The sequence below is a fragment of the Streptomyces sp. NPDC019224 genome, assembly GCF_040632605.1.
Taxonomy (GTDB): Bacteria; Actinomycetota; Actinomycetes; order Streptomycetales; family Streptomycetaceae; genus Streptomyces.
The window spans coordinates 72,468-99,046 of the sequence record NZ_JBEYCF010000020.1 but is presented as its reverse complement, the minus strand read 5'-3'; the positions used below and the strand labels follow the sequence as shown (position 1 = coordinate 99,046).

At 69.8% G+C, this 26,579-nt stretch carries 23 protein-coding genes and 1 riboswitch; of the genes, 11 read left to right on the top strand and 12 right to left on the bottom strand.

All coding sequences use genetic code 11. The features are described 5' to 3' along the window. Position 1: 1 nt before the first annotated feature. Positions 2-1,384, top strand: coding sequence for a serine hydrolase domain-containing protein (locus tag ABZ564_RS15740; protein ID WP_360855703.1), 1,383 nt, complete (start codon positions 2-4; stop codon positions 1,382-1,384). Between the two features lie 106 nt (positions 1,385-1,490). Here ABZ564_RS15740 and ABZ564_RS15735 read toward each other — a convergent pair whose 3' ends face one another. The 3 genes from ABZ564_RS15735 to ABZ564_RS15725 are packed head-to-tail and all read right to left on the bottom strand — an operon-like array spanning position 1,491 to position 3,625. Then, positions 1,491-2,654: a winged helix DNA-binding domain-containing protein gene (locus ABZ564_RS15735; RefSeq protein WP_360855701.1), complete on the bottom strand. Its 1,164-nt coding sequence runs from the start codon at positions 2,652-2,654 to the stop codon at positions 1,491-1,493. A gap of 26 nt (positions 2,655-2,680) precedes the next feature. Then, positions 2,681-3,133 carry a GNAT family N-acetyltransferase gene (locus tag ABZ564_RS15730; RefSeq protein ID WP_360855698.1) on the bottom strand — a complete coding sequence of 151 codons (453 nt, stop codon included), beginning with the start codon at positions 3,131-3,133 and terminating at the stop codon, positions 2,681-2,683. 30 nt (positions 3,134-3,163) lie between these two features. Then, entirely contained in the window at positions 3,164-3,625 is a 462-nt protein-coding gene (locus tag ABZ564_RS15725; RefSeq protein ID WP_360855695.1) for a MarR family transcriptional regulator, read from the bottom strand. A gap of 138 nt (positions 3,626-3,763) precedes the next feature. Here ABZ564_RS15725 and ABZ564_RS15720 point away from each other — a divergent pair, with 138 nt between their 5' ends. After that, positions 3,764-4,975 (top strand): MFS transporter, encoded by a 1,212-nt coding sequence (locus ABZ564_RS15720; RefSeq protein ID WP_360855692.1) that lies wholly within the window; start codon positions 3,764-3,766, stop codon positions 4,973-4,975. Between the two features lie 56 nt (positions 4,976-5,031). Here the strand turns inward: ABZ564_RS15720 and ABZ564_RS15715 are convergent, their stop codons facing one another. From ABZ564_RS15715 to ABZ564_RS15695, 5 genes are all read right to left on the bottom strand, one after another. Next, positions 5,032-5,943: a GNAT family N-acetyltransferase gene (locus tag ABZ564_RS15715; protein ID WP_360855689.1), complete on the bottom strand. Its 912-nt coding sequence runs from the start codon at positions 5,941-5,943 to the stop codon at positions 5,032-5,034. A 160-nt stretch (positions 5,944-6,103) separates the two neighbouring features. Next, positions 6,104-6,583 carry an NUDIX hydrolase gene (locus tag ABZ564_RS15710; protein WP_360855686.1) on the bottom strand — a complete coding sequence of 160 codons (480 nt, stop codon included), beginning with the start codon at positions 6,581-6,583 and terminating at the stop codon, positions 6,104-6,106. A gap of 63 nt (positions 6,584-6,646) precedes the next feature. Further along, positions 6,647-7,543, bottom strand: coding sequence for a LysR family transcriptional regulator (locus tag ABZ564_RS15705; protein ID WP_360855683.1), 897 nt, complete (start codon positions 7,541-7,543; stop codon positions 6,647-6,649). Between the two features lie 225 nt (positions 7,544-7,768). After that, positions 7,769-8,899, bottom strand: coding sequence for a cystathionine gamma-lyase (locus tag ABZ564_RS15700; RefSeq protein ID WP_360855681.1), 1,131 nt, complete (start codon positions 8,897-8,899; stop codon positions 7,769-7,771). Between the two features lie 86 nt (positions 8,900-8,985). After that, complete coding sequence (locus tag ABZ564_RS15695; RefSeq protein WP_360855678.1) at positions 8,986-9,363, bottom strand: phage holin family protein; 378 nt, start codon at positions 9,361-9,363, stop codon at positions 8,986-8,988. Positions 9,364-9,431: 68 nt separating this feature from the next. Between ABZ564_RS15695 and ABZ564_RS15690 the strand changes: the two genes are divergently transcribed. From ABZ564_RS15690 to ABZ564_RS15675, 4 genes are all read left to right on the top strand, one after another. After that, the gene (locus tag ABZ564_RS15690) at positions 9,432-9,749 is read left to right on the top strand and encodes a cupin domain-containing protein (RefSeq protein ID WP_360855676.1); all 318 of its coding nucleotides are present in this window, start codon (positions 9,432-9,434) and stop codon (positions 9,747-9,749) included. Between the two features lie 135 nt (positions 9,750-9,884). Next, positions 9,885-10,094: a DUF5326 family protein gene (locus ABZ564_RS15685; RefSeq protein WP_360855674.1), complete on the top strand. Its 210-nt coding sequence runs from the start codon at positions 9,885-9,887 to the stop codon at positions 10,092-10,094. Between the two features lie 241 nt (positions 10,095-10,335). After that, the gene (locus ABZ564_RS15680; RefSeq protein WP_360855671.1) at positions 10,336-11,106 is read left to right on the top strand and encodes a helix-turn-helix domain-containing protein; all 771 of its coding nucleotides are present in this window, start codon (positions 10,336-10,338) and stop codon (positions 11,104-11,106) included. Between the two features lie 101 nt (positions 11,107-11,207). After that, a complete protein-coding gene (locus ABZ564_RS15675; RefSeq protein WP_360855668.1) occupies positions 11,208-11,645 on the top strand; it encodes an SsgA family sporulation/cell division regulator in 438 nt (145 codons plus the stop codon). Positions 11,646-11,724: 79 nt separating this feature from the next. Here the strand turns inward: ABZ564_RS15675 and ABZ564_RS15670 are convergent, their stop codons facing one another. Continuing rightward, complete coding sequence (locus ABZ564_RS15670) at positions 11,725-13,059, bottom strand: YibE/F family protein (protein WP_360855754.1); 1,335 nt, start codon at positions 13,057-13,059, stop codon at positions 11,725-11,727. 66 nt (positions 13,060-13,125) lie between these two features. Continuing rightward, positions 13,126-13,259, top strand: a riboswitch (TPP riboswitch). Here ABZ564_RS15670 and thiC point away from each other — a divergent pair. Continuing rightward, positions 13,252-15,045: a phosphomethylpyrimidine synthase ThiC gene (gene thiC / locus ABZ564_RS15665; RefSeq protein ID WP_360855666.1), complete on the top strand. Its 1,794-nt coding sequence runs from the start codon at positions 13,252-13,254 to the stop codon at positions 15,043-15,045. (Overlaps the previous riboswitch by 8 nt.) A 386-nt stretch (positions 15,046-15,431) precedes the next feature. Here thiC and ABZ564_RS15660 read toward each other — a convergent pair whose 3' ends face one another. The 3 genes from ABZ564_RS15660 to ABZ564_RS15650 all read right to left on the bottom strand — a co-directional run bounded on the left by ABZ564_RS15660 (position 15,432) and on the right by ABZ564_RS15650 (position 18,771). Further along, positions 15,432-16,244, bottom strand: a complete 813-nt coding sequence (locus ABZ564_RS15660) for a hypothetical protein (protein WP_360855663.1) — start codon at positions 16,242-16,244, stop codon at positions 15,432-15,434. A 180-nt stretch (positions 16,245-16,424) separates the two neighbouring features. Then, the gene (locus ABZ564_RS15655) at positions 16,425-17,483 is read right to left on the bottom strand and encodes a metallophosphoesterase (RefSeq protein ID WP_360855660.1); all 1,059 of its coding nucleotides are present in this window, start codon (positions 17,481-17,483) and stop codon (positions 16,425-16,427) included. A gap of 175 nt (positions 17,484-17,658) precedes the next feature. Next, complete coding sequence (locus ABZ564_RS15650) at positions 17,659-18,771, bottom strand: LacI family DNA-binding transcriptional regulator (protein WP_026242993.1); 1,113 nt, start codon at positions 18,769-18,771, stop codon at positions 17,659-17,661. 371 nt (positions 18,772-19,142) lie between these two features. Between ABZ564_RS15650 and hisC the strand changes: the two genes are divergently transcribed. The 4 genes from hisC to cydD all read left to right on the top strand — a co-directional run bounded on the left by hisC (position 19,143) and on the right by cydD (position 26,557). After that, a complete protein-coding gene (hisC, locus tag ABZ564_RS15645) occupies positions 19,143-20,222 on the top strand; it encodes a histidinol-phosphate transaminase (protein ID WP_360855657.1) in 1,080 nt (359 codons plus the stop codon). A 250-nt stretch (positions 20,223-20,472) separates the two neighbouring features. Continuing rightward, positions 20,473-21,981, top strand: a complete 1,509-nt coding sequence (locus tag ABZ564_RS15640) for a cytochrome ubiquinol oxidase subunit I (protein ID WP_360855654.1) — start codon at positions 20,473-20,475, stop codon at positions 21,979-21,981. Between the two features lie 19 nt (positions 21,982-22,000). After that, positions 22,001-23,002 carry a cytochrome d ubiquinol oxidase subunit II gene (gene cydB / locus ABZ564_RS15635; RefSeq protein ID WP_360855652.1) on the top strand — a complete coding sequence of 334 codons (1,002 nt, stop codon included), beginning with the start codon at positions 22,001-22,003 and terminating at the stop codon, positions 23,000-23,002. 45 nt (positions 23,003-23,047) lie between these two features. Beyond that, on the top strand, positions 23,048-26,557 hold the full coding sequence (cydD, locus tag ABZ564_RS15630) for a thiol reductant ABC exporter subunit CydD (RefSeq protein ID WP_360855649.1): 3,510 nt from the start codon (positions 23,048-23,050) through the stop codon (positions 26,555-26,557). Positions 26,558-26,579: the final 22 nt, after the last annotated feature.

Genomic DNA, 26,579 nt, shown 5'->3' with positions numbered 1-26,579 from the left:
GATGAATTCTCCTGCTGAACAGTTGCTTCCTGGTACCCGGCGCGCGTTGCTGCACCGCGTCGCCACGGCTCAGGCCGAAGGGCGTACCCCCTCTCTGGTTGCTGCCGTGCAGCGGCAGGGGCGGACGGTCTGGGAGGGCTCGCGCAGTTGCGTCGACGGCCATGCCCCGGACTCCGACACGCAGTTCAGGATCGGCTCCCTCACCAAGTCGTTCACCGCGGTGCTGGTGCTGCGGCTGCGTGACGAGGGGCTGCTCGATCTGGCCGATCCGTTGGAAAAGCACCTCCCCGGCACCGGGGCGGGCGACGTGACCATCCATCAGCTGCTCGGCCACAGTGCGGGGCTCGGTGCCGAGACGACCGCGCCCTGGTGGGAGCGAACCCCCGGCAGTCTGCGCCCTACCCTCGCGGACGTGCTCGGTGAGCAGATCGCCATGCACCCGCCCGGCCACCGGCACCACTACTCCAACCCCGGCTACACCCTGCTCGGTTCGCTGGTCGAGGCTGTGCGCGGGGCGTCCTGGGAGGAGGTGCTGCGACGCGAGGTGCTGGAGCCTCTCGGTATGCACCGCACGAGTTACCTCCCACAGGCTCCGCATGCCGGCGGCTGGGCGGTGCATCCGTGGGCCGACGCCATGCTTCCCGAACCGGCGGAGGACCTGGGACTGATGGCGCCCGCCGGGCAGCTCTGGTCCACCACCGCGGATCTGCTCCGCTTCGCGGCCTTCCTTGCCGAGGGCGACGAGCGGGTGCTCCGCGCCGCGTCGGTGGAGGAGATGAAGCGCCCGTCGGCTGCTCCGGAGCCCGGCGACTGGGACAACGGTTACGGTCTGGGGCTGCAGCTGGGCCGACGGAAGGGGCGCACCTTCATCGGACATACGGGCTCGCTTCCCGGCTTCCTGGCCGCCCTCTGGGTCAGTGCCGAGGATGACGTGGCAGCCGTGGTGCTCGTCAACGCGACCTCCGGTCTCGCGATCGGTGAGGTGGCCGCTGATCTCGTCGACATCGTCGCCGAGGCCGAGCCCCGCATCCCGGAGCCCTGGCGCCCGCTGCCCGAGACCGATCCGGAACTCCTCGCCCTGACCGGTCAGTGGTACTGGGCCACGCGCCCGAACATCCTGCGGCTGACCGCCGATCGAGGTCTTGAGCTGCGGCCGGTGAACGGCCAGGGCAGGGGGGCCCGCTTCACCGCACGGCCCGACGGCACCTGGGTGGGTCTGGACGGCTACTACGCGGGGGAGACGCTACGGATCGTACGGAACGCCGACGGCAGCGTGAACCACCTCGATCTGGGGTCCTTCGTCTTCACACGTGAGCCGTACGACCCAGCGGCAGCGGTACCCGGCGGTGTGGACAAGGAGGGTTGGCGCGGTCTGGGGGACTGAGCGCGACCCAGAGAGCGAGCTCCACGGGCCGAGGAGGGCCTGAGAGCTGAGTGCCGTTCAGGAAGTCGGGGCGGCCCGTTTCACGTGAAACAGGCCGCCCAGCGGCTCAGGAGGTCAACTCCCGCTCCAGAGGGGTCCGGAAGCGCGGTGTGATCCGCGCGTCTCCCACCCAGGCCGCCAGCCGGGATGCCTCGGCCTCGATCGCCGACGATGCCTCCCGGCCGGGATCGGTCAGCAGCCGCCAGACCAGTTCGCCGTTGCCGCGCTGCGCCCAGCCACCCACGATCTCGCCGTTCCACCACACCGTGGGGCCGATGTTGCCCGAGCGGTCGAAGAGGGCTGCCCGGTGTTCGGCCGACAGATGGAAGCTGCGGTCCGCCCAGCCCATGCCGCTGGGGTCGAGCGCGGGCAGCAGGGCCGCCCAGGGGGCGGGTTCGGGTTCGGGTTCCGTATCTCCGGGGGCGACCCAGGCCACGGCCCCGTTGTCGAGCAGCACCTCCGTGGCTTCGACCGCCGCCAGCGCCGTACGGACCTCGCGCGTTCCCCACCCCGTCCACCACTTGAGGTCGCCCTCGGTGCCCGGTCCGTACGCCTGTAGCCAGCGCAGGGCGAGCTCCGCCTGGGCCGGGGCGGTTTCTTCCTCCGCGCGGGGCTGGGCAAGGGCCCAGCGGAACTGGCTGGAGGTCCAGGAGCCCCGCGGCCGCTCCCGACGGATCCTCCCCTCTGCGGCCAGTACGCGGATCACCCGCGTCGCGACGCCTTGCACCGCCTCCTGTTTCTTCCCGGGAAACAGGGTGATCCTGGTGCGGAGTGCGGCCACGCCGGCGGCGAGTTCGCTGCCCGAGACCGGGCCGCTCTCGTCGAGGAAGGCCAGGGCGCTCTTCTCGGCCTCGTCGAGCCAGCGTTCGTCCAGGCCGTTGCCGTCCTCCCGCAAGTGCTTGAGAAGGTTGCGGCGCTCCTTGGCGGCCACAGCGCGCGCGTTCGCGGCCTCGACCCGGGGAGCCATCTCATCCGAGACGACGAAGAGGGTGTTGCGCATGGAGAGCATCCGCACCAGCGAAACGTCCTCGTAGAGGCACCGCTCCACTGAGGCGACGCCGGGCTCGGCGAGCCTGGCGCAGACGGAAAGGAAGACGGTGGCAGCGTCGGTCGCATGGAGCCCGACGAGGGCGTCGGCCACCGCGACGGGCGATGAGGCCCGTACGGCGGGTGCCAGCAGATGGCGGCAGCCGATCCGGATACGCCGCTGTTCGTCACTGATGCGTTGCACGTCGGCTCCTCGGGAGGGAAGCAGGGTCAGAGGGCGAGCTTGAAACCCACATGGCTGGCCACGAAGCCGAGCCGCTCGTAGAAGCGACGCGCGTCGGTGCGGGAGAGGTCGGAGGTGAGCTGAACCAGTTGGCAGCCCTGCCGACGTGATTCGTCCACGGCCCACTGGATCAGCCGGGTGCCGAGGCCGCTGCCTCGTTCGTCTGCGTGGATGCGAACGCCCTCGATCACGGAACGAGTGGCGCCACGATGGGACAGCCCCGGGATCACGCTCAGCTGCAGGGTTCCGACGACGCGCTCCGCGCGCACAGCGACCATCATGTGCTGGTTCGGGTCGTCGGCCAGCCGCCCGAGCGCCGTCCGGTAGGGCACGAGGTTGTCCGGCGACTCGCGTCGGGCACCCAGCGGGTCGTCGGCGAGCAGCGCCACGATCTCCGCCAGGTCGTCAGCGGTCGCGCGGCGTATGTCCAGATCGCTCATGATCCGCAGCCTACGCAGTCGGCGGGTGGACTAAACGGGAATGGCCTTCAGTTCCTCGACCGCCCTGACGAGCGGGGCCAGCTCGGGGTTCTCCGCAGCCTCGTCGAGCGCGGCGCGCAGGGCGCTGTCATTGGTCGGCCGGGCTTCGGAGAGCAGGGCGGCCCCGGTGTCGGTGACATCGGTGTAGATGCCCCTGCGGTCGGTGTCGCAGAGGTACCGGGTCAGCAGTCCGCGGTCTTCGAGGCGGGTTACCAGGCGGGTGGTGGCGCTCTGGCTCAGCCCGACGGCGTCTGCCACCTGCTTCATCTGCAGGTGTCCGCCCGGTCCGTTGTGCTGTCGGCTGAGCACGTCCAGCAAGGAGTACTCCCGCACGCTGAGGCCGTGACCGCTCTGCAGGGCCCGTTCGACGCGCGTCTCGATCTTGCCGTGGAGCAGGGAGAGCGCGATCCAGCCCTGGGAGAGGGCGGTCAGGGCCGGGTCCGTGGCTGTCATGGTCTCTCCTCCGTGCCGGAGTTGCTTACGCCCAGAGTAGCCGACGGCTGCAATAGTCGGCGCTTGCAATTAATGCGCGTCTGCAATTATTGTCTACGCTTGTAAGGCGCTGCAACAATCGTTTGGAAGGGTGAACCCATGCCGCTCGCACTCCTCGCTCTGGCCATCGGGGCCTTCGGTATAGGGACTACCGAGTTCGTGGTCATGGGACTGCTCCCCGAGGTGGCCGCCGACTTCCAGGTGTCCATCCCGGCCGCCGGCTTCCTGGCCACGGGCTATGCGCTCGGCGTCGTGCTCGGGGCTCCGCTGATGACCGTGCTCGGCACGAAGGTCAGCCGCAAACGGATGCTGATGATCCTCATGGGCCTGTTCATCATCGGCAATGTGGTCACCGCGACCGCACCCGTTTTCGAAGTGATGGTCATCGGCCGCGTGATCGCCTCGCTCGCCCACGGTGCTTTCTTCGGCATCGGAGCGGTCGTGGCGGCCGGTCTGGTCACCCCGCAGAAGAAGGCGGGCGCCATCGCCCTGATGTTCACAGGGCTCACCGTCGCCAACGTCGTCGGTGTGCCGGTGGGCACCTACATCGGTCAGAATGCCGGCTGGCGTTCCACGTTCTTCGTCGTCGCGGCCCTGGGGGTTCTGGGTCTGCTCGGCGTTGCCCGGCTCGTTCCCGAACAGCCCCGCGCCGAGGGTCTCAGGCTGCGACAGGAATTCGCAGCCTTCCGCAATGTGCAGGTCCTTCTCGCCATGGCGATGACGGTTCTCGGCTTCGGTGGCGTCTTCGCGGCGATCACCTACATCACGCCGATGATGACGGAGACCGCCGGATACTCGGCCTCCGCGGTCACCTGGCTGCTGGTCCTCTTCGGCCTCGGCATGGTCGGCGGCAATCTGGTCGGCGGCAGGTTCGCCGACCGTCACCCCACGCCTCTGCTCCATGTGTCGCTGGGCGGCCTCGCCCTGGTCCTGGGCCTCTTCACCCTGACCGCCCACAACAAGGTCACGGCAGCGGTCACTCTCGTCCTGATCGGCGCCTTCGGCTTCGCGACCGTGCCTCCGCTGCAGAAGCGGGTGCTCGACCAGGCGGTGGAGGCCCCGACGCTGGCCTCCGCGATGAACATCGGTGCCTTCAACCTCGGCAACGCGCTCTCGGCCTGGCTCGGCGGGATCGTCATCGGCGCCGATCTCGGCTACACCGCACCCAACTGGGTCGGAGCGGTGCTCGCCGCGGCGGGGCTGGTACTCGCCCTCGTGGCCAGCAGGCTGGAGCGCCGGACGACCGCTCCGAGCCGTCTCGCCGTCACTCATACCCCGGAGTCGGCGGCGGTGCCCGCGTCCCGGAGCTGAGCCACGGCCCCGTGCCCTCCCCGCGCAGCGCACACGACCGGAGCGAGGGCCGGGGGTCAGCCCGTCGCCAGGCTCAAGGGGGCGAAGTACCGGGGCCAGTCCCCGTGCTGCCGCTCACCGAGGACCATCACCGTGGTGTTTGAGACGGCCAGCAGCCCGCAGGCTCCGAGCCAGTCGAGCAGTTCTTCGTGGCGGGCATCGACGTCCACGCGCAACGGCCGGTCCGTCGCCGCGGCCAGCGAGGACAGGAGCAGCTTCGCCGTGGCGGTGTCCCTGGCGATCAGCGGACCGACCGAGTGGTTCTCGGCGCTCGGCGAGAGTGCGGCGTACCCGATCAGTTCCCCGTCCTCCTCGGCGACCCGCAGGTGGTCGGCGAACATCGGGAGCCGGGTCAACAGATGGGTGCGGTCGAGTCCGAAGACGACCGAGTCCAACTGCACCAAGGCCCGCAGATCCTGGGCGGAAGCAGACCGGATGACGGCCCCGGGGCCGGCGGGGGGCCGGGGGCCGGAGACCGCCGTCGGCTGGAAGGAGGCGGGGACGGCAGGCGGTCGGAAGCTCCCGTGCAGGCGGACGGTGCGCCCCACGGCGACAAACCCGAGTTCCTCGTAGAGAGGGCGGCCCGTCGAGGTCGCATGGAGGCTGAGCGTGGTGCCCCCGGCAGTCTCGATCACCCTCTGCATCACATACCGGCCGATCCCTCGCCGGGCATGGCGCCCGGCGACCAGCAGCATGCCGACGGCGGCCATCCCGGGGCCGTACGAGACCACCACACAGGTCGCCATCAGGCCCTTGCCGGCGGGGTCGTCGATGCCGTAGCCCGTTCCGGCGGCGAGCAGCAGGGACCAGCGCTCCTCATCACGCGGCCAGCCGCGGTCCTCACTGAGATCGGCGCAGGCGATCAAGTCGTCCCGGGTGAGGCGCCGGATGGGTAGATCGGACAGCGGGCGGGGCAATGAGCTGGGCATACGGGCCAGGCTGTCCGACGCGGTGATCGCCGTCCACCGCTTTACCGGATCTGGCCGAGTCCCGCAGCCGAAAATTGCGCCAGGGCAGGGTGCACGAACGGTTTCACGTGAAACACTGCGCGCCCGGCGAGAGCCGCCTCCGCGTGAACCGGTCGACGCGTCAGCCCAGGTCGGTGGCGTGCAAGGCCCGGACCCCCTCGATATTGCCGTCCAGATAGTGTCTCAGCGACAGCGGTACGAGGTGCACCGCGGCGATGCCGACCCGGCTGAAGGGCACCCGTACGACGTCGTACTCCCCGCAGGGGGCGTCGATCTCCGGACCGTGGCGCAGGGACAGGTCCATGGAGTCGAGGCGGCAGACGAAGAAGTGCTGAACCTTGACGCCCTTCACCCCGCCCTCCTCGATGTGTTCCACGGTGTCGACGAAGCAGGGCACCACATCGGTGATCTTCGCGCCGAGCTCCTCGTCCACCTCGCGGTGCAGGGCCTCGACGACGGTGGCGTCCTCGGGCTCCACCCCGCCACCCGGTGTGACCCAGTACGGGTCCACCCCGGGCTTGGTGCGCTTGATGAGGATGAGGTCGTCGCCGTCGAGCAGGATGGCGCGTGCGGTGCGCTTGACCACAGGGCGTTCGGTCATGGCAGAAGCGTGGCCCGCGCGACCCGTTCTGAAACACCGGGGCGCTGTTGGGCGCTTCTGAGGTCACCAGTCGGCTGCGGCCCGCAGCAGCCACTCGTGGGCCCGGGAGAGATGCGGGAGGGTGAGCGTGCCGGTCCGCGCGGCCAGGAAATAGGTACGCAGGGGCGGGACCGGAGGATCGAGAAGCGCCACCACCTCGCCGCGCTCCAGCGCCTCCTCGCACAGATAGCGTGGCAGTACGGCGAGCCCGGCACCGGCGGCCGCGCACTCCAGGACCGCCCGCAGGTCCGGCGCGATGACGGCGCCGGAGGCCGCGGGCGAGCTCTCGAAGACGGCGGCCCAGTACCGGGAGACGAACGGCAGGCTCTCGTGCACCTCGATCACGGGCAGCTGCTCCAGGACCACGGGCCCGTTGCGCCGCAGCGTTCCCGGCCCCAGGCGGCCGGCCCAGCGCGGTGCAGCGACCAGGACGTGCTCCTCGTCGCAGAGCGGGGTGGCGGTGAGCAGCTCCCCGCGCGGCCGGGCCGTCACGACGGCCAGGTCGTGGTGCCCGGCGGCCAGGCCGTCCAAGGTCTCGTTCGCCTCGGCGGAGAACGAACCGCGCAGCGCGAGCCCCTGGGCGACCAGCGGGGTGAGTGCGGGCAGCACCCGTAGCGAGAGGAATTCCGGGGGGCCCGCCAGATGCAGGGTCCGTACCCCCGACTCCTCGTCGAGGCCGGTCTCGGTGATCTCGACGAGCGCGTCCAGATGGGGAGCGGCCCGGTGCGCGAGTTCGTCGCCGATCGTCGTCGGGGTCACCCCGCGGGCCCTGCGCAGGAAGAGCGGCCGGCCCAGCTGCCGTTCCAGGGTGCGGATCTGCGAGGTCACGGCGGGCTGCGAGAGGCCGAGGAGCGCGGCGGCGCGGGTGAAGGAGCCGGCTCGGTGCACGGTGACGAAGGTGCGCAGCAGGGCCAGATCCACGTCCCGTCCCTCCCGCCCTCATGCAGCGACGCATCCGATTGGACCCGGACAACTATAAATATGTCGATAGGTCGCTGTCGCTACTGTGATTGGACACTGACGCAGAGTCAACTAGCCTTGTCGAGGCGGTCCTTCACGCGGAGAACGCGGAGGATCGGGGCGGTCCGAGCCACGAGGGGGGAGGTTCGGACCGCCCGCACCGCACCGCGGGAGGCGGAAGCGGGATCAGTTCCCGCCGGTGGCAGCGGCAAGCGCCTGCTCGACATCGGCCACCAGGTCCTCGGCGTTCTCGGCGCCGACGGAGAAGCGGATGAACCCTTCCGGTACGGCGTCGCCTCCCCAGCGGGCCCGCCGCTCGGCGGTGGAACGTACGCCGCCGAAGCTGGTGGCGTCCTCGACCAACCGCAGGGCCGACAGGAAGTGCTCCGCGGTCTCCCGGTCGGCCAGCACGAACGAGACCACCGAGCCGAAGCGCCGCATCTGGCGTACCGCGTTCGCGTACGAGGGGTCGGTGGGCAGGCCGGGATAGCGCAGCCCGGACACGGCCTGGTTCCTGGCGAGCGCCTCGGCGAGCGCGAGGGCATTGGCGCACTGCCGCTCGATCCGCAGCTCCAGCGTGGCCAGCGACCGGTGCGCGAGCCATGCCTCCATCGGGCCGGGGATCGCACCGACGACCTTGCGCCAGCGCCGCACCCCGGCCGCAAGCTCCGGATCGCGGCAGGTCACGTGGCCGAGCAGGAGGTCGCCGTGGCCCGTCATGCCCTTGGTGTCACTGGCCACCGAGAAGTCGGCCCCCAGCTCCAGCGGCCGCTGGCCGAGCGGGGTGGCGAGGGTGTTGTCGACGGCCACCAGCGTGTCGCCGGCGTGTGCGGCCTCGACCAGCCGCCGCACGTCGCAGACGTCGAGACCCGGATTGGAGGGCGTCTCGAGCCACAGGAGCTTCGCGCCCTCCAGAACGTCCAGCTGTGCGTCGCCGGCGGTCGGCGCGGTCCGTACCTCGACCCCGTACGCCTCGAGCTGGGCCCGCAGCAGGGGAAGCGCCTGGTAGCCGTCGTCGGGGAGCACGACGGCGTCGCCGCTGCGCACCTGGGAGAGCAGGACGGCCGAGATCGCCGCCATTCCGGAGGCGAAGACGGTGGTCTCCGCACTCTCTCCCGGGGCTTCGAGCTCCCCGATGGCCCGTTCCAGATGGGTCCAGGTCGGGTTGGTGTCCCGGCCGTAGGTGTAGGGGCCGGTCGGCTCGCCGGACAGGTGATAGTGCGCGGCGAAGACCGGGCCGGGAAGGGTGGGCTCGTACTGCTGCGGTTCCGGCAGTCCCGCGCGTACTGCCCGGGTTCCGTCGCCCTTGGTGCTCATGCTTCGTCCTCGCTTCTCTCCCCGGCCGGTCACCGGTCCTGATCGCACTGTCTCAGGTGGACGCGGTTCGTTCCCCGCCGGGCGGATCAGTCCTCGTCCGGGAGGACGACGTTCAGCGCCCAGGAGACGATCGAGACGATCAGGCCGCCCAGGACGGCGGTCCAGAAGCCGTCGACGTGGAAGCTCAGATCCAGCACCCCGGCCAGCCACGAGGTGAGCATCAGCATCAGGGCGTTCACCACGAGGGTGATCAGGCCCAGGGTGAGGATGAAGAGGGGCAGGGTGAGCAGCTTCACGATCGGCTTGACCACGAAGTTGACCAGTCCGAAGACCAGCGCGACGAGTATCAGGGTGAGGGCCTTGCGGCCGGTGCTTCCGTCGGTCAGCGTGATGTCCTGGAGCAGCCAGATGGCCACGGCCAGCGCACCCGCGTTGGCGATCGTCTTGACTACGAAATTCTTCATGTGTCTGATCGTGGCAGACATGATCGGTGACGGGCACCGACTGGGCAGAGGCAAGGGGCGGACGGGCCATGAAGGCATTCAGGCTGGACGAACTCGAGGCGGAACGGGTCGCCAACGACGGTGCGTACCTGCAGTTCCTTCGCGAGCGGAACATGTCGGTCGGCCTGTACGCCCTGAACGCCGGAGAGCTCGACCCGCAGCAGCCGCACGGCCAGGACGAGGTCTATCTCGTGGTCAGCGGTCGTGCGTCGATCACCGTCGGCATGGAAACCACGCAGGTGGGAAGGGGAAGTGTCGTGTATGTACCCGCCGGCACGGCCCACAAGTTCCACCACATCACCGAGGACCTGCGGGTGATGGTGGTCTTCTCGCCGCCCGAGGGATGAGCCCGCGGTCGGAGTCTCTCCGGGTTCCCTAGGGGATTGATCAGGGGAGGACAAGGGCTTCCCGGGGCCCGCCGGCCCCCCTTCGCCTCTAGCATCGAAGTCAGGAACTCACAGAGACGAGGTAGGACGATGGCCGTGCGGGAGATATTCGCTGGGATGCCCTGGTGGGTGAAGTGGATCGCGGTACCCGTGCTCGCGATCGTCGTGTTCGGTGGTCTGATCGCCAGCCTGGTCGCTTTCGTGGTCGGTCTGCTCTTCAAGATCCTGATCTTCGTGATCCTGGTCGGTGGGCTCGTTTTCGTCGTACGCAAGTTCATGTCGTCGTCCTCCCGTAGCGGCTGGTGACCGCACGCCCGACGGGGGATTAGCCCAGCTGAGCTAAGGGAAAGGCGAATCTGCACCCGGTCACAAGGCTGCCGATACAGTGACAGTCCGCTGCCGCCGCCTGGGAAAAGCGCCGTAAGTCACCACCCCGACCAGTGGTTTGTACGGGATCCGGTCCCCGGACCCCCAGGTCTGCGGCAGACCTGTGGGGGAGGCCCCCACGGGCGGGCTGACCGCCCGTCACCACGCCTGGGGGTGACCGTTGACCACGGCATCGAGTACGGCTGTTCCGACGCTCATCGGGTCGGTGCAGCGGGCGCTGAGGCTGCTGGAGGCTGTGGGCACCCATCGTGACGGGGCCCCGGCCAAACAACTCGCGAGGGAGGCGGGGCTTCCCCTTCCCACCGCCTACCACCTGCTGCGGACCCTGACCCATGAGGGGTATCTGCGCCGGGAGAACGGCGTCTTCTTCTTCGGCGCCGCCGCCGAACGGCTGATGGGCGACGGCGCCCTGTGCAATCGCCGCAGCACCATGACCCAGTCGCTGGGCCGCTGGCGGGACATCGTCGGAGCCCCGGTGTACTGCGCGATCTACCGCGAGGGCGAGATCGAACTCCTCGCCGTGGCCGACACCCCCGAGCAGCCGGCGGTGGACGAGTGGGCCACCTTCCGCGAGACCGGGCACGCACACGCGATCGGCCAGTGTCTGCTGAGTCGGCTCGACGAGAAGGCCCGCGAGGACCATCTGGACCGGCACCCGGTGCGCCCGCTGACCCGGTACTCCGTGCGCGACCGTTCGGCGTTCCTCGCGCGACTGCGGTCGCTGGAGCGTACGGAACCGGTCATCGAACGACAGGAGTACGCCCTCGGGACGGTCTGTGCGGCCATCCCGATCGCGGCCGGATTCCCCGCCGCCGCGATGGCCATTTCCGTCCCCCTCGCCGAGGAAGAACGGTTGCTCCCCGCAGTCGAACGGCTACGCGGTGAAGTGGCAAGCCTCTTGCGTTCGTTCGTGTTCTCTATCAGTATCTGAAAAATCACTCCTTGTGATCTGCTATCGCGTGCACCACGATGGCGTCAATAGGGCCATGGGGGATCATTCCTGGCCAGATTCATCTACTGCGGGGTTGAACGATGCGCGAGTCGGTTCAAGCTGAGGTCATGATGAGCTTCCTCGTCTCCGAGGAGCTCTCATTCCGTATCCCGGTGGAGCTCCGGTACGAAGTGTGCGATCCGTACGCGATCCGGATGACCTTCCATCTGCCCGGCGACGCCCCCGTCACCTGGGCCTTCGGTCGTGAGCTGCTGCTCGACGGCCTCAACAGCCCCAGTGGCGACGGCGATGTACACATCGCGCCGACCGAGCCCGAGGGCTTGTCCGATGTCCACATCCGGTTGCAGGTGGGCGCCGATCGCGCGCTCTTCCGGGCGGGCACGGCACCTCTTGTCGCCTTCCTCGACCGCACGGACAAGCTGGTGCCGCTCGGGCAGGAGTGCACGCTGGGTGATTTCGACGGCAACCTGGAGGAGGAGCTGGGGCGCATTCTGGCCGAAGAGCAGAACGCCGGCTGAAGAGGCCCGTGTTCTCGGGCCCTCCATGACACTCGAACAAGACACCTGCCGATCGGGTGAATCACGCTCCGTGTTCCGGTCAGGATTTCGCCCGCCGTCGTCGACCCCTGCCGCTCCGCACGGGTGCCGAAGCCTCGGCTTCCGCGCCGGGCCCCGTGCGGTCCGCGGAGACGACCAGTGCCGCGAGCGCGGTCGTCACCGGCACGGAGGCGACCAGTCCGATCGAGCCGACGAGGGTGCGCACGATCTCCTCCGCCACCAGCTCGCTGTTGGCGACCGTGCCCACGCTGCTCTGCGCGACCGTGAACAGCAGCAGGAGGGGCAGCGCGGCGCCCGCATAGGCCAGTACCAGGGTGTTGACCACCGAGGCGATGTGATCGCGTCCGATTCTGATCCCTGCCCGGTAGAGCTGCTTCGCAGTCATGGTGGGATTCGCCTGGCGCAGTTCCCATACCGCCGAGGTCTGGGTGACGGTGACGTCGTCGAGCACCCCGAGGGAGCCGATGATGACGCCGGCCAGCAGCAGGCCGCTCATGTCGATGTGCGGATACAGGCCGTGGATGAGGCCGGTGTTGTCATCGGTGTTCCCGCTCAGGCTCGCCCAGCCGATGAAGAGTGAGCCGAGCAGCCCGATCAGGAGCAGGGAGATCAGGGTGCCGATGACGGCGACGGAGGTGCGGGCGGTCGGCCCGTGGCAGATGTAGAGCGCGATCAGCATGATCGCGCCCGCCCCGACGATCGCCACCAGCAACGGGTTCGAGCCCTGCAGGATGGCTGGGAGGATGAACAGGGTCAGCACCGCGAACGACAGCGCCAGCGCCACCAGGGCCATGACTCCGCGCATCCTGCCCACGAGCACCACCGCGAGGGCGAAGATCCCGGCCAGCAGCGTCAGGGGGAACTTCCGGTTCACATCCGTCACGGAGTACTGGAGGTCATGGGGTGCGTCGGGCGCGTAAGCGACCACCACCCCCTGACCCTCACGCAGTTGACGGGGTGCGTCCGGCTGGACCACCTCGACGAACCGGCGTCCCTCGTCGGGACCGCTGGTGACCTCGACGGTGGCCTTCTCGCAGAGCCCTCCGCCGCCCTTCCGCGCCCCGCCGGGCGGGGAGGTCTCGCCGTCGACGGGGAGCTGGGCGGCGTTCACGTCCTTGCAGTCCACCTCGACGACGCTCACCACCTTTCCCTGCTGGGTCTGCCGGTCGAAACCGACACCGGTCCGTTCGTGCGCCGGCGTGCCATCCGGCCAGAGCGCGACGAGACCGACGAGGACGGCGGCCGCGAAGGGGATCAGCACGGCGGCGATCACCTTGCGCAGATGGGCGGAGACGGGCACGGCCGGGCCATGGCTGTGCGTGTGGGCATGCTGATGGCCCTGCGGTTCTGAGTCGCGATGAGGGGGCGTCACCAGCCGATCATCGCAAGAAGGGAGGGGCCCTCTTTCTGCTCGCCCGTCCGGGGGTTAGCGTGGGGGCACCTTTGCACACGCGGGAGCTCGGAGCACCGGGCTGAGAGGGCGCTGACCGCCGTACGTCCGTACGGGAGACGCTGCGCCGACCGCCGAACCTGTTACCGGGTAATGCCGGCGTAGGGAGTAGGTCTCATGACCACATCGGACACACGCACGCCTGCCTCCAGCCAGGGCGACGAGGCCGGGAAGTCCATCGGCTGGCACAAGGGATACGTCCAGGGGCCTCGCCCGGACATCCGGGTGCCGGTTCGCCAGGTGCACCTCACCAACGGCAAGGACGTGACGCTGTACGACACGTCGGGGCCGTACACCGACCCCGCCACCGCGACCGACGTCCGCCGCGGGCTCGCGCCCCTTCGGGCTGACTGGATCATCGCCCGCAACGACACCGAGGAGTACGCGGGCCGCCCCGCCCGCCCCGAGGACGACGGGCTCAAGCACACCTCGCCGCGGGGTGGACTGCGCAACCTGGACGCCGTTTTCCCCGGCCGGCCGTCCCGGCCGCGGCGCAGCCGGGACGGCCGGCCCGTCACCCAGCTGGCGTACGCCCGCAGGGGCGAGACCACCCCGGAGATGGAGTACGTCGCGGTCCGGGAGAACGTGGCGGTGGAGGTGGTGCGCGAGGAGATCGCCGCAGGCCGCGCGGTGCTGCCCGCCAACGTCAACCATCCGGAGAGCGAACCGATGATCATCGGAAAGCGGTTCCTGGTGAAGGTGAATGCCAACATCGGCAACTCCGCGGTGACGTCCTCCATCGAGGAGGAGGTGGACAAGATGACGTGGGCGACCAGGTGGGGCGCCGACACGGTCATGGACCTTTCCACCGGCCGCAACATCCACACCACCCGGGAGTGGGTTCTTCGCAATTCACCCGTACCGGTCGGCACCGTTCCCCTCTACCAGGCCCTCGAAAAGGTCGACGGCCGGGCCGAGGAGCTGACCTGGGAGATCTACAAGGACACCGTCATCGAGCAGGCCGAGCAGGGCGTCGACTACATGACGGTGCACGCCGGCGTACGCCTCCCGTACGTGCCGCTCACCGCCCGCCGCAAGACCGGCATCGTCTCCCGCGGCGGCTCGATCATGGCGGCCTGGTGCCTGGCGCACCACAAGGAGTCCTTCCTGTACGAGCACTTCGAGGAGCTCTGCGAGATCCTCGCCGCGTACGACGTGACGTACTCGCTCGGCGACGGACTGCGTCCCGGGTCGATCGCGGACGCCAACGACGAGGCCCAGTTCGCCGAACTGCGCACGCTCGGCGAGCTGAACACGGTCGCCAAGAGGTTCGGCGTGCAGACCATGATCGAGGGCCCGGGCCATGTCCCCATGCACAAGATCAAGGAGAACATCGACCTCCAGCAGGAGATCTGCGAGGAGGCGCCGTTCTACACGCTCGGCCCGCTGACCACCGACATCGCGCCGGCGTACGACCACATCACCTCCGGCATCGGCGCCGCGATGATCGCCTGGTGGGGGACGGCGATGCTCTGTTACGTGACGCCCAAGGAACACCTCGGGCTGCCGAACAGGGACGACGTGAAGACCGGGGTCATCACGTACAAGATCGCGGCCCACGCCGCCGACCTGGCCAAGGGGCATCCGGGAGCGCAGGAGTGGGACGACGCGCTGTCGGACGCCCGGTTCGAATTCCGCTGGGAGGACCAGTTCAACCTGGCGCTCGACCCGGACACGGCGCGGGAGTTCCACGACGAGACCCTGCCGGCCGAACCTGCCAAGACGGCGCACTTCTGCTCGATGTGCGGTCCGAAGTTCTGCTCGATGAAGATCAGCCACAGCATCACCGAGCAGTTCGGCGCTCAGGACGGCGCGGCGGCGACGGCCGAGGAGGCCGCCGAGGGAATGCTCCGCAAGTCGCGTGAGTTCGCGGCGGGCGGGAACCGGGTCTACCTGCCGGTGGCCGACTGACCTGGCGCGGGACGGCCGGCGTACGGCCCCGGCACCGGCTGCCGGGGCCGTACGGTCGGGTGCGGGCTGCGCGGAGGGCGTGACGGACGGGGCGAGACCGAGTGCGAAGTGATCAACTTCCCTGCTCTCCCGGACATGGGCCGGAGCGATCGGCTACGTCCCCTTCCGCCCCGTGCCTGTGATCAGGTACCTGCTGAGTGCCGACCGTGTCGCCCACCGCCCCCGGTCGTGCCGTCGCTTCTCCGCCCCGTCCCGTCCTGCCCCGGCGCGGGTGTACGGCCGTGCGCCGGTCGAGCGGGCGGTGAGGAAGGTCGGACGGAGCCTGTGACGGCGGGGGCCGAGGCTCGGGGGCGCCTGCGCCCGGCCGGTGCCGGCTCCCGCCGCGGTCAGTCCAGTTCGTGTTCGGGGCCGCCGAAGTCGGGGCTCGTGAAGTCCGGGCTGGTGTACGTGGGGCGGGGTGCGGCCGCCGGGCCCGCGTCCGGGCCCGCGAAGTCGGGCCTGCTGTAGCCGATCTTCGGCAAGCGGCCCGCCGGGCGATGCGGGGCGGGGATCGTGGGGCCGGTGCCGGGCTCGGTGAGCGCGTCGTGCAGGAAGGGCACGATGCCCCGCTCCAGCAGGGCCTGCCGCCACGCTTCCTTGGCCCGGGCCACGTCGTCGGGCAGTTCCTCGTCGGCTTCGTGGGCCGTCAGGGATGTCGAGCCGTTGCGCAGGGCGGTGATGAGCAGGCCGACCGCGGCGACGAAGATGGCGGCGGCGGTGACGGCGGCGAAGAACCAGCCCGCGCCGACCATGGTCCTGGCGAACGCCGGGGGTGGCTCCAGCATCTTCAGGAGGTAGCCGGCCAGCAGGAAGATGGCCGCCGCCGTGCCCGCCAGCATCGGCGCCAGAACGGTGACGACCGCTCCTATGCCGGCACCCGACTGGCGGAGGCCGTCCGGGGCGGTGCCCGGGACCGCGTCGCGGTCGGAGGCGCGCAGTTCGTCACGGGCCTTCACGTACTGCTCGTACTCGGAGGCTGCCGTGGCGGTGATCAGGGCGACGGCGGCCAGCGCCATGGTGCGCAGCTGGGCGGCGTTGAGGCGTTCGCCGACGGCGGCCAGTTCCGGTCGTTCATGAGCGTGACGCAGTGCGTCGTCGAGGAGCCGTTCGTACTCGGGCCGGTCCTCGGTCAGCAGGTGCGGAGCGCTGTTCATGTGCATCCCCCGATGCTCCGTCGGGCCTGTGTGCCCGCTCTGGCCGGGCAGTTGGGCGGAAACGGAGGAGAGCCTGCTACTGATACGCCGATGGTAGAGCGCGCACAGCACGGGGTGACAGAGGGTTTCCGGAAATAGGCCCGTGCTCGGCGTGGTCAGCTCAGGGTGCGTCTTCCCCGCCGAACGTCAGTCATGCAGCGGCAGTTGGACGACCAGTAGCTTTCCGGCCATGGTCACTCCGCCGTCCATGGCGATGGCGAGCCCGTCCGCGTACACATGGGGTCCGTCGACCTGGGGACCGGCGCCGTCCTCGCCGTCCTCGGAGCCGACCTCGCCGGTCAGGTACGGAATGGGACTGTGACCGTGGACGACGCGCCGGCCGCCGTAGGCCGCCATCAGCTCCTGGACGGCCTCGGCGCCCGAGTCGTCCCGGAAGGCGAACCGCTTGGTGAGCTTGCGGAACAGGTCCCAGCACTCGTCGGCGTCGTTGCGCGTGAGAATGGCGTGCACCGTGTCGTTGACGTCCTCGATGGTGGAGCCGTAGTCGAGGTACGCCGTCGTGTCCGAGTGCATCAGGAGGTGCCCGTCCTCCTCGACGACCGCGTCGAGCCGGGACATCCACTGGAGGTGGACGTCCTGGAGGCGCTCCATGTCCGCCTTCTGGCCGCCGTTGAGCAGCCAGGCGGCCTGGAAGGTCGCGGTGCCCGCGCCGGAGTTCACCGGGGTGTCGCCGAATCGCTTGGCGCCGATGAGCAGCAGCTCGTGGTTGCCCATCAGGGCCTTGCAGTAGCCGCCGGCGGCCGCGGCCTCGGCGGAGAGCCGCATGACGAGGTCGATGACGCCGATGCCGTCGGGACCCCGGTCGGTGAAGTCGCCGAGGAACCAGAGGCGCGCGTTGCCGGCGGCCCAGCGGCCTTCGGAGTCGATCAGGCCCTGCTCGCCGAGCGCGGCGAGCAGCTCGTCCAGGTAGCCGTGGACGTCACCGACCACATACAGCGGGCCGAGGCCGGGATGGGCGGCGGGGCGCGGTTCGGACACGGGCTGCACCTGGGCTGGTTCGGCGGCACTGATGACGGGGAGATCGCGCGCCGTCGGCGTGTATCCCTCGGGCACGTCGCCCTCCGGGAAGGCGTTTCCCGGGTGCGGCGAGGCGGGCGGCGCAGGTGACTGCGCATAGGGCGGTACGCGGAAGTCGCGCAACGTCGCCGTCCGCACCACGGGTTCCTGACCGGCCCCCTGTGTCATCGACCCCTCCACACCACCGTCGCGCCGCCGTACACCTGACGGGCCCTGCTGGTCGGGTTGGTCCGCGGTGTCGTGCGCCCATCATAGGAATGCGGATCGTGCTCTGGGACGCACCAGGGGTGGTGAATCCTTCCGCATGCCAGGTTCGTCGGCCGATTGGTCCCAATTGGGCTGATCAATCCCCTGCCGGGGAACGAGGCGCACTGACCGTGGTGCGGGGAGGACGGCGTTGCGATGACGTCCGGACGATGAGCTCCGTCGGTATGACCCGCTCCACCGGACCGTCCTGGTCGACCCCCTCGATCGCGTCGATGAGCAGCTGGACGACCGCCGTGCCGATTCTCCGCGGCTTCAGCGAGAGCGTCGTGATGGGCGGCTCGGTCGTCGCGTAGACCGTGGATTCGCTGCAGCAGACCAGCAGCAGGTCCTCGGGGACGCGCAGTCCGTAGCGGCGGGCAGCCGCCAGCAGGTCCGTGCCGTTGGGGTCGAAGAGGCCGTAGACGGCGTCCGGGCGGTCCGGGCGGGCCAGCAGCCGGTCGGCGGCCACCGCGCCCGCGCACGGGTCGTGCGCCGGATAGGACTCGTAGACCGGGTCCTGGCCCACGCGCTCGCACCAGTGCAGGTAGGCGGTGGTGGAGAGCCGGGTGTACGTGTCGGTGGTGGTGCCGGTGAGCAGGCCGATGCGGCGCGCCCCGGCAGCGGCGAGATGGTCGAGGAGGTCGAGCACGGCGGCCCGGTGGTCGTTGTCCACCCAGGCGGTGACCGGCAGCGACCCGGCGGGACGGCCGTCGGAGACCACGGGGAGCCCTTGGCGGACCAGCTCGGTGACGACCGGGTCCTGGTCGGAGGGGTCGATGACGACGGTGCCGTCGAGCGCCACGTTCGACCACACGTCGTGGCGCGAGGTGGCCGGGAGGATGACCAGGGCGTAGCCGCGGGCGAGTGCCGCGGAGGTGGCCGCCCTCGCCATCTCCGCGAAGTACGCGAACTCGGTGAAGGTGAAAGGTTCATCCCCGTACGTCGTCACGGTCAGGCCGATGAGGCCGGACTTGCCGGTACGGAGCGTGCGGGCCGCCGCCGAAGGGCGGTAGCCCAGGCGCTCTGCGACCTCGCGGACATGGCGGCGGGTGGCGTCCGGGAGCCTGCCCTTGCCGTTGAGCGCGTCGGAGACGGTCGTGATGGAGACGCCGGCGGCGGCGGCCACGTCCCGGATACCGGCACGTCCCTGCCTGCCGCCGCGCCGGGGGGTCTCCGTCCGGCTCACCTGGTGCTTCCCTGCTGCTGTCATGGCGAGCCGATAGTAGGGCGCGGGCGGCCAGTTGGCCCGGTCGCATATTCACGCGTTGACAGGCACGTTTCTGCAAGGTCATCGAGCGTCAAACGCCTTGCGAAACAAGGAGTTTGGTGGAATCTATCGTCATGTGTCATGCATCCGACTGGATGGGCCTGCTGACGGAGAGAGGTCTCGAAGAGGTCTCAACTCACCTCTTCGAGGGACGCGCGCCACGGAGTGAGCCACCGGCGCGCGCCATGGTCGGACGCGCTCCCCCTCATTCCGGGGTCCACCGGACGAATCCGCTGTCCACCCGTTCGCAGCTGCGCCCAATCCTCATAAGGTGAGCAGTATTGATGTGTACGGATGGTCGAGGAGGACCTGCGGTGAGCGAGACAAGCCCCAAGCTGCGTGCCGAGCTGGACGGTGTTCCCGCCTATGTGCCGGGCAAACCGGCATCGGCGGACGGACCGGCCGCGTTCAAACTGTCCTCCAACGAGAACCCGTATCCGCCGCTGCCGGGAGTGATGGAGACCGCGCTGGCCTCGGCGGCGCACTTCAACCGCTACCCGGACATGGCCTGCACGGGTCTGATGAACGAGTTGTCCGACCGCTTCGGTGTGCCCGTATCGCACCTGGCCACCGGGACCGGTTCGGTCGGCGTGGCCCAGCAGCTGCTGCAGGCCACCTCGGGCCCGGGTGACGAGGTCATCTATGCCTGGCGCTCCTTCGAGGCGTACCCGATCATCACGCAGGTGAGCGGCGCGACCTCGGTGAAGGTGCCGCTGACCGACGGCGAGGTGCACGATCTGGACGCGATGGCCGACGCGATCACCGACCGGACGCGGCTGATCTTCGTCTGCAACCCGAACAACCCGACCGGCACCGTCGTGCGCAGGGCCGAGCTGGAACGATTCCTCGACCGGGTGCCGAGCGATGTGCTCGTGGTGCTGGACGAGGCGTACAAGGAGTTCATCCGCGACGTCGAGGTCCCCGACGGTATCGAGATCTACCGGGACCGCCCCAATGTGGCGGTGCTGCGGACGTTCTCCAAGGCGTACGGCCTGGCGGGGCTGCGGGTCGGCTTCGCGGTGGCTCATGAGCCGGTGGCGGCGGCGCTGCGCAAGACGGCGGTGCCGTTCGGTGTCAGCCAGCTCGCCCAGGACGCGGCGGTGGCCTCGCTGCGCGCCGAGGACGAGCTGCTCGGCCGGGTCGGCTCGCTGGTGTGCGAGCGGGACCGGGTGTACGAGGCCCTGGGGCGGCAGGGCTGGACCGTGCCCGAGTCCCAGGCGAACTTCGTCTGGCTGCGGCTGGGCGACCGCACCCTGGACTTCGCGGCGGCCTGCGAGAAGGCCGGTGTGGTGGTCCGGCCGTTCGCGGGCGAGGGTGTGCGCGTCACGATCGGTGAGGACGAGGCGAACGACCTGTTCCTGAAGGTGGCGGAGTCGTTCCGCGAGGAGCTGTAGCCGGCGTTCCCCGGCAACCGGGCCCCGTACCTCGCGAGAGGTGCGGGGCTCTTTCGTATGCCCGATGCGGAGGCGCCCGGTGCGGAGGCCCCGGGTGAGGGGGCCCCGGTCGAAGATCCCGAAAACGTGTGCGCCATAATTGCTTGTGAATGTGAACGCGTTCACAAGCGTGTCCTGCTTCCTCCCGTGATCAGTGGGATTTAACGGACAAATCGCCGACGTGACGGCGGTGACGTAAGGAGAAGACGACGTGGAGCTAGCTCTGGCGCCGGAGACCCTGGCGCGATGGCAGTTCGGTACGACGACCGTCTACCACTTCCTCTTCGTTCCTCTGACGATCTCTCTCGCGGCGCTCACCGCCGGCCTGCAGACCGCCTGGGTGCGGACGAACAAGGAGAAGTACCTCAGGGCCACCAAGTTCTGGGGAAAGCTCTTCCTGATCAACATCGCCATGGGTGTCGTCACCGGCATCGTCCAGGAGTTCCAGTTCGGGATGAACTGGTCCGACTACTCGAGGTTCGTCGGCGACGTCTTCGGGGCCCCGCTCGCCTTCGAGGCCCTGATCGCGTTCTTCTTCGAGTCCACCTTCATCGGTCTGTGGATCTTCGGCTGGGACAAGCTCCCGAAGAAGATCCACCTTGCCTGCATATGGATGGTGTCCCTCGGTACCGTCCTCTCCGCCTACTTCATCCTGGCGGCCAACTCCTGGATGCAGCACCCGGTCGGTTACCGCATTAACAAGGAACGCGGACGCGCCGAGCTCACCGACTTCTGGCACGTGCTCACGCAGAACACCGCGCTCACCCAGTTCTTCCACACCATCACCGCCGCCTTTCTGGTCGGCGGGGCGTTCATGGTCGGGATCGCGGCCTTCCACCTGGCCCGCAAGAAGCACATCCCGGTGATGCGGACCTCGCTGCGGCTGGGGCTGATCACCATCGTGATCTCGGGGCTTCTCACCGCCGTCAGCGGTGACCAGCTCGGCAAGGTGATGTTCAAGCAGCAGCCGATGAAGATGGCGGCGGCCGAGGCGCTGTGGGACGGGCAGAACTCCGCCCCCTTCTCGATCTTCGCCTACGGGGACGTCAGCAAGGGCCACAACTCCGTCGAGATCTCGATTCCCGGGATACTGTCCTTCCTCGCCGACGACGACTTCCACTCGTACGTGCCCGGCATCAACGACATCAACAAGGCGGAGCAGGAGCGCTTCGGCCCCGGTGACTACCGGCCCAACATCCCCGTCGCCTTCTGGAGCTTCCGGTGGATGATCGGCTTCGGCATGGCGTCCTTCGGTCTCGGGATCCTCGGCCTGTGGCTGACCCGGAAGAAGTTCATGCTGCCGCCGGGGATGCGCACCGGTGAGGACGAGGTACCGCATCTGGTCCTGTTCAGGAACAAGGCGCTCAGTCCGAAGCTCGCCAAGTGCTACTGGATCGTCGCGCTCTGGACCCTGCTCTTCCCGCTGATCGCCAACTCCTGGGGCTGGATCTTCACCGAGACGGGGCGTCAGCCCTGGGTCGTCTACGGAGTCCTGCAGACCCGTGACGCGGTCTCCCCCGGCGTCTCCCAGGGCGAGGTGCTCACCTCGTTGATCGTGTTCACGGTGCTGTACGCCGTGCTCGCCGTGATCGAGGTCCGGCTGCTCGTGAAGTACATCAAGGCCGGACCGCCGGAGCTCACGGCCGACGACCTCAACCCACCCACCCGGATCGGCGGCGACCACGAAGACGCCGACCGGCCCATGGCCTTCTCCTACTGAGAGCGCAGGGAGCCGAGAGATGGAACTCCACGACGTCTGGTTCGTGCTGATCGCCGTCCTGTGGACCGGCTACTTCTTCCTGGAGGGGTTCGACTTCGGGATCGGCGTCCTCACCAAGCTGCTGGCGCGGGACCGCAAGGAACGACGGGTGTTGATCAACACGATCGGGCCGGTCTGGGACGGCAACGAGGTCTGGCTGCTCAGCGCCGGCGGAGCGACCTTCGCCGCGTTCCCCGAGTGGTACGCCACGCTGTTCTCCGGTTTCTACCTGCCGCTGCTGATCATCCTGCTCTGCCTGATCGTGCGGGGAGTCGCCTTCGAATACCGGGCGAAGCGGCCCGAGGCGAAGTGGCAGACCAACTGGGAGCACGCGATCTTCTGGACCTCGCTGATTCCGGCCCTGCTCTGGGGTGTCGCCTTCGGGAACATCGTCCGCGGCGTGAAGATCGACGCGGACATGGAGTACGTGGGCAACTTCTGGGATCTGCTCAACCCGTACGCGATCCTCGGCGGACTGGTCACCCTCTCTCTCTTCACCTTCCACGGAGCGGTGTTCGCGGGACTCAAGACGGTCGGAGACATCCGGGCCCGGGCGCGCGGGCTCGCGCTGAAGCTGGGTGCGGCCACCGCGGTTCTCGCTCTCGGGTTCCTGATCTGGACCCAGGCCGATTACGGGGACGGCTGGAGCCTGATCGCGATGCTCGTCGCCGCGGTGGCCCTGGTGGCGGCGATCGGCGCCATCGCCGCCGGGCGTGAGGGCTGGTCCTTCGCCTTCTCCGGGGTGACCATCGCCGCAGCCGTCGCCATGTTGTTCCTGACGCTCTTCCCGAACGTCATGCCCTCCTCGCTGAACGACGCCTGGAGCCTCACGGTCACCAACGCCTCGTCCAGCCCGTACACGTTGAAGATCATGACCTGGTGCGCCGGGATCGCCACCCCGGTCGTGCTGCTCTACCAGGGCTGGACGTACTGGGTGTTCCGCAAGCGGATCGGTACCCAGCACATCGCCGATGCGCACTGACGCAGTGAGTGTCCTGCCCGAGCCGAGCCGCATGGGGTGTTTCACGTGAAACCGATCGATCCGCGTCTGCTCCGCCACGCCCGTGCCACCCGCCTGTTCATGGTGGCGGTGGTGGTTCTCGGCCTGGCCGGGGCGGCACTGGTCATCGCCCAGGCGATGCTCGTCGCCGAGATCGTGGTGGGCGGGTTCCAGGACGGGCTCACGGCCGGCGGACTGCGCACCCCGTTCCTGCTGCTCGCGGCGGTCGCGCTCGGCCGGGCCCTGGTCGCCTGGCTCACCGAACTGGCCGCCCACCGGGCCGGCGCGGCGGTCAAGTCCGAACTGCGCGGACGGCTGCTCGACCGGGCGGCGGAGCTCGGGCCGGACTGGCTGAGCGGGCAGCGCACCGGCTCGCTGGTGACGCTCGCCACCCGGGGTATCGATGCGCTCGACGACTACTTCGCGCGCTATCTGCCACAGCTGGGGCTCGCGGTGGTCGTGCCGGTGGCCGTGCTCGCCCGCATCGTCACCGAGGACTGGGTGTCGGCGGCGATCATCGTCATCACCCTCCCGCTCATCCCGCTCTTCATGATCCTGATCGGCTGGGCGACCCAGTCGCGCATGGACCGTCAGTGGAAACTGCTCTCCCGGCTCTCCGGCCACTTTCTGGACGTGGTGGCCGGACTCCCGACGCTGAAGGTGTTCGGCCGCGCCAAGGCCCAGGCCGAATCGATCCGCAGGATCACCTCGCAGTACCGGCAGGCCACCCTGCGCACCCTGCGGATCGCCTTCCTGTCGTCCTTCGCCCTCGAACTCCTCGCCACCCTCTCGGTGGCCCTCGTCGCCGTCACCATCGGCATGCGGCTCGTGCATGGTGAACTCGACCTCTACACCGGCCTGCTGGTACTGATCCTCGCGCCCGAGGCATATCTGCCCATCCGGCAGGTGGGGGCGCAGTTCCACGCCGCCGCCGAAGGGCTCTCGGCGGCGGAGGAGGTCTTCGCCGTCCTGGAGACGGAGCCACGTGCGAACGGTACGGGGGAGGTCCCCGGGTCCCTGCGGCTGGAGCTGGACGAGGTGACCGTCCGGCACGACGGCCGCTCCGAGCCCTCGCTCGCCCGCATCTCGCTGACCGTCGAGGAGGGGGAGACCGTCGCCCTGGTCGGCCCGAGCGGTGTCGGCAAGACCACCCTGCTGAACGTCGTGCTGGGGTTCACGGCCCCCGACGCGGGCCGGGTACGGATCGGCGGCATCGACCTGGTGGACCTGTCCCCCGAACGCTGGCGGGAGCGCATCGCCTGGGTGCCGCAGCGCCCGCACCTCTTCGCGGGCACCATCGCGGAGAACGTCAGGCTCGCCCGGCCCGCCGCCGACGACAGCGCGGTGACGGCGGCGCTGCGTGCTGCGGGGGCGTACGACTTCGTGCAGGGGCTCCCGGACGGCGACCGCACCCTTCTGGGTGAGGACGGCACCGGGCTCTCCGCGGGCCAGCGTCAGCGGATCGCGCTCGCCCGCGCCTTCCTCGCGGACCGGCCGGTGCTGTTGCTCGACGAGCCGACCGCGAGCCTGGACGGCGAGACGGAAGCGGGCATCGTCGAGGCCGTACGGAGGCTGGCAGCGGGCCGGACCGTGCTGCTGGTGGTGCACCGGCCCGCGCTGCTGGCGGTCGCGGACCGGGTGGTGACCCTGGCGGCCCCGGCTCCGGAAGCAGCCCCTGGCGAGCTGCCCCGCCCCGCGAGCGCGCCCGAGGGCATCCGGTCCGTCGAACCGGCTCCCGCAGCCGAAGCGCCCGGGGAGACCAGGTCGGAGCGCGGGCACGTACTGACCCGGGTCCGGAACGCCGCAGGCGCCCAGCGCGGTCGGCTCGGCCTCGCTCTCCTGCTGGGAAGCCTCGCCCTGGGCTCCGCAGTGGGGCTCATGGCGGTCTCCGGCTGGCTGATCTCCCGCGCCTCGGAACAGCCTCCCGTCCTCTATCTGATGGTCGCGGTGACGGCGACCCGTGCCTTCGGGATCGGCCGGGCGGTCTTCCGCTACGCCGAGCGCCTCGTCTCGCACGACGCGGTCCTGAGAATGCTCGCCGAACTGCGCGTCGCCGTGTACCGCAGTCTGGAGCGCCTCGCGCCGGGTGGCCTGCGTGGTACCCGGCGCGGCGACCTGCTCTCGCGGCTGGTCGCGGACGTGGACGCCCTGCAGGACTACTGGCTGCGGTGGCTGCTGCCCGTCGGCAGCGCCGTCCTGGTGGGCGCCGCGACCGTCGGCTTCACCGGATGGCTGCTCCCCCAGGCGGGCCTGGTCCTGGCCGCGGGGCTGCTGCTGGCCGGCATCGGGGTTCCGCTCGTCAGCAATGCCTGCGCCCACCGCGCGGAACGGCGCCTGGCCCCGGCGCGCGCCGACCTGGCCACCCGGATCACCGATCTGCTGGGCGGCACGGCCGAGCTGACCGTCGCGGGCGCGCTACCGGGCCGCGCGGCCCGGACGCGTGCGGCCGACGCCGTCCTCACGCGGATCGCCTCCCGCGCGGCGACAGCGACCGCGCTCGGGGGCGGCCTCATCGCCCTGATCACCGGCCTCACCGTGGTGGCCGCGGCCCTGGTCGCTCTGCCCGCAGTGGCGGACGGCCGGCTCGCCGGTGTGGAGCTCGCCGTCGTCGTTCTCACCCCGCTGGCCGCCTTCGAGGCCGTGACGGGTCTGCCGCTCGCCGCCCAGTACCGGCAACGGGTCAGGCGGAGCGCGGAACGCGTGTACGAGGTGCTGGACGCCCCCGTGCCCGTACGGGAGCCGGCCGCTCCGGCCGCCACACCGACCAGCCCCTTCCCGCTGGAGGTGCGCGGGCTCTCGGCCCGGTACGCGGGTACCGCACACGACGCGCTCGCCTCCGTCGACCTCACCCTGGAGGCGGGCCGCCGCATCGCAGTCGTGGGACCTTCCGGGTCGGGCAAGACCACCCTGGCCCAGGTACTGCTGCGCTTCCTGGAGGCGCGGGCAGGCACTTACCGGATCGGCGGGGTCGAGGCCTCGGCCCTGGACGGGGACACCGTCCGGCAGTTCGTCGGGCTGTACGCCCAGGACGCCCATATCTTCGACAGCTCGCTCCGGGAGAACCTGCGGCTCGCCCGTCCCTCCGCGACCGAGCCGGAACTGCGCGACGCGCTCGCCCGGGCCCGCCTGCTCGACTGGGCGGACGCACTGCCGGACGGGCTGGACACCCTCGTCGGTGAGCACGGGGCCCGCCTCTCCGGGGGCCAGCGCCAGCGGCTCGCCCTGGCCCGGGCACTGCTCGCCGACTTCCCCGTCCTCGTGCTGGACGAGCCTGCCGAGCACCTCGATCTGCCGACCGCGGACGCCCTGACGGCGGACCTGCTGGGGGCGACCCTGGGGCGTACAACGGTCCTGATCACGCACCGGCTCGCCGGGCTCGAAGCGGTGGACGAGGTGGTGGTCCTGGAAGCGGGCGCGGTCGTGCAGCGGGGCCCGTACGACGTACTGGCGGCGGTGGACGGGCCGCTGCGCCGCATGCTGGCGCGGGAACGCGAGAGTGTGGGGGAGCCGGGCGCGGCTGTGGGTGCGCGTTCCTGAGGGTGGAAGACCCCAGCTCCCG